A 3,234-nucleotide genomic window follows, 5' to 3' on the forward strand; every position below is an offset into this window, starting at 1 on the left:
GGCTGATACACCGCTATCGCAGGCAAGCCAGCTCCCACATTTGAGTCCTAATTGTTTGAACGGACTCAATCCCGCGCCAACGCCTCAATCGGATCCAGCCGCGCCGCATTCCGCGCCGGCACAAACCCAAACACAATCCCGATCAACGTCGAACAGGCAAACGCCGTCACCACCGACCCCAGGGAAAACACCATTTCCCACTCCTTCACAAACAGCGAAAACAACCCACCCAACGCATACGACAGCGCGATCCCGATAATCCCGCCGATCAAGCACACCATCACCGCCTCCACCAGGAACTGCTGGCGGATATCCGATTGCCGCGCCCCCACCGCCATGCGAATGCCGATCTCGCGGGTGCGCTCCGTGACCGACACCAACATGATATTCATCACGCCGATGCCGCCCACCAGCAAGGAAATCACCGCGATCAACGACAGCAGCAACGCCAGCGAGCGGCTGGTTTTCTGCACCGTCTGCATGATGCTGTCGAGGTTGTTGGTGAAGAAATCCTTGGTGCCGTGGCGTTGCAGCATCAGTTGGTTGACGTTGTCTTCCACCACCTTGCTCGGCTGGCCGTCCTTGATACGCAGGGTGATGCTGTCCAGATGGCGCTGCCCGAGCAACCGCCCCGCCGCCGTTTCATACGGCACCCACACGTTCAACGCCTTGCTTGCGGCAAACATGTTCTTGTTGTCGGCGGTCACGCCAATCACCGTGCACGGCAGGTTGCCCACCAGGATCACCTGGCCCAACGGGTCAACGTTGGGGCCAAACAGGCGTTGGCGGGTGTTGTGGTCGATCACCACCACCTGCGCCTGGCGCCGCGCATCGCTTTCGCTGAAGGCGATGCCGGCTTCGAGTTTCAGGCCCTTGACCTTGAAGTACCGCTCGCTGACGCCATTGACCTGTGCATCCAGGTCGATATTGCCAAAGCGCAGCAACAGGTGGCGGCCCACCACCGGCGTGGCGCTGTCCACGTAATACAGCTGGTTCAACGCCTCCACATCCGAGGGCAGCAACGTCTCGATGGCCGACGCGCGGCTGTCGCCGAAACTGCTGCCGGGAAAGATGTCGATGGTGTTGCTGCCAATCGCCTGGATGTCCTTGAGCACATAGCGCTTGGCGCCTTCGCCGATGGCCGAGATCGACACCACCGAAGTGATGCCGATAACAATGCCGAGCATGGTCAACAAGGTGCGCATGCGATGGGACACCAGCGCGACCCAGGCCATGTTGAACGCTTCCTTGAACAACCCCAGGCTCGCCACCAGGCGCCGCGCGCCGCTGCGCTTGGGCGCGATGGGCGCTTCGCTGGGCAGCTCGGGGCCGGCATTGAGGCGGTCACTGACGATTTCACCGTCGCTGACCTCGACGATGCGCTGGGCATTGGCCGCCACCTTGGGGTCATGGGTGACGATGATCACCGTGTGCCCGGCGGCGTGCAGCTCGGCGAGGATCTGCATGACCTCCTTGCCACTCGCCGTGTCGAGGGCGCCGGTGGGTTCGTCGGCGAGGATCACTTCACCGCCGTTCATCAGCGCGCGGGCGATACTCACCCGCTGTTGCTGCCCGCCCGAGAGCTGGCTGGGGCGATGGCTGACATGCCCGGCCAGGCCCAGGCGCGCAAGCAACTCCCGCGCGCGGCTGTGACGCTGGGTTTGCGGCGTGCCCGCATAGATCGCCGGCATTTCCACGTTGTGCAACGCGCTCAGGTGCGTCAGCAGGTGGTAACGCTGGAAGATGAAGCCGAAGTAGTCGCGGCGCAGTTCGGCCAACTGCTCGTCGCCCAACGAACGGGTCTCGATGCCGTTGATCTTGTAGCTGCCGGCCGTGGCGTAATCCAGGCCGCCGAGGATGTTCATCAGGGTGGATTTTCCCGAGCCCGACGCGCCGATGATCGCCAGCATTTCCCCGGCCTCGATCGTCAGGTCGATGCCCTTGAGCGCAATGAATTCACGCTCGCCGGCCATAAAACTGCGGGTGATGCCCTTGAGTTCCAACAGTGGCTGGCTCATCCGTCAGTTCCCCGCCACGGCGGGCGTGGCGTCGCCGATCACCACTTTATCGCCCTCGACCAGGCCGTCGAGGATCTGCACCTTGACGTTGTTGTTGATCCCGGTCTGCACCTCACGCGCCTGCGCCCTCCCCTTGGCGTCCAGCACCCGCACGGCATGACGGCCATCGTTGTTGCGCGGGCCGAGCGCCGCCACCGGCACGATCAACGCCGCCTGGGCGGTGGCGAGCACGATGCGCACCTGGGCGGTCATGGCGATGCGCAGGCGATGGTCGGGGTTGGGCACGTCGAACAGCGCGTTATAGAACACCGCCGTGTTCTGCTTGGGCGTGCCGGCGGCCTGGGTTTCAAGGAAGTTCTGCGGCGCCGGCTCGGTGCCACGCAGGGTGGCGTAGTAGCGCTTGTCGGCCTCGCCAAGGATGGTGAAATACACCTTCTGGCCAGGGCTGATATGAATCACATCCGCCTCCGAGACCTGGGCTTTGACGGTCATGGTGTCCAGGTCCGCCAGTTTCAGCAGCACCGGCGCCAGTTGGCTGGCGATCACCGTCTGGCCTTCCTGGGTGACGATGCCCACCACGTCGCCATCGATGGGCGCGACGATCCGGGTGTAGTCCAGGTTGATCTTGGCGGTGTCGATCTGGATATGCGCGCTCTTGATCTGCGCATCCAGGGACAACAGGTTGGCCTGCTGCACCTGGAACGTCGATTCGGCGTTCTCGAAATCCTGGCGCGACACCGACTCGTCATCCTGCAAGCCCTTGTAGCGCTCGTACACCGAGCGCGCCTGCTTGAGCTGCGCCGCCGTGGCGCGGCGCTGGGCCTGGAGGTTTTCTTCATCGACCTGGGCCTTGCGCAGGGTGTTCTGCAGGATCAGCGGATCGATTTCCGCCAGCCACTGGCCCTGCTTGACCTTGTCGCCGACCTTGACCTTGAGGGACTTCAACTGTCCGGACACCTGGGCGCCGACATCGACCTGCTTGACGCCCTCCAGCAAGCCGGTGGCCAATACGGCGTTTTCGATATCGCCGCGCTCCGCCGTGGCAGTGAGGTATTGCGGCCCCTCGGCGGGGGCTTGCACGGTGTAGACAATCAGGCCAACGGCAATGGCCAACACGCTGAACAGACCCGCTTTGCGAAATTTTGAAGTGTGCATAAATGACCATAAACAAGGGGTGAATGTGGGAGCTGGCTTGCCTGCGATTGCGGGCGTTCAG

2 protein-coding genes are annotated in these 3,234 nt (G+C 63.0%); both read right to left on the bottom strand.

The window, feature by feature from the left end; all coding sequences use genetic code 11:
• Nucleotides 1-65 precede the first annotated feature (65 nt).
• Complete coding sequence (locus tag B348_RS0106900; protein WP_017735408.1) at nt 66-2,018, bottom strand: MacB family efflux pump subunit; 1,953 nt, start codon at nt 2,016-2,018, stop codon at nt 66-68.
• A gap of 3 nt (nt 2,019-2,021) precedes the next feature.
• On the bottom strand, nt 2,022-3,173 hold the full coding sequence (gene macA / locus B348_RS0106905) for a macrolide transporter subunit MacA (protein WP_017735409.1): 1,152 nt from the start codon (nt 3,171-3,173) through the stop codon (nt 2,022-2,024).
• Nucleotides 3,174-3,234: the final 61 nt, after the last annotated feature.

Origin of the sequence: Pseudomonas sp. CBZ-4, from assembly GCF_000346755.1 — a bacterium.
Lineage (GTDB): Bacteria > Pseudomonadota > Gammaproteobacteria > Pseudomonadales > Pseudomonadaceae > Aquipseudomonas.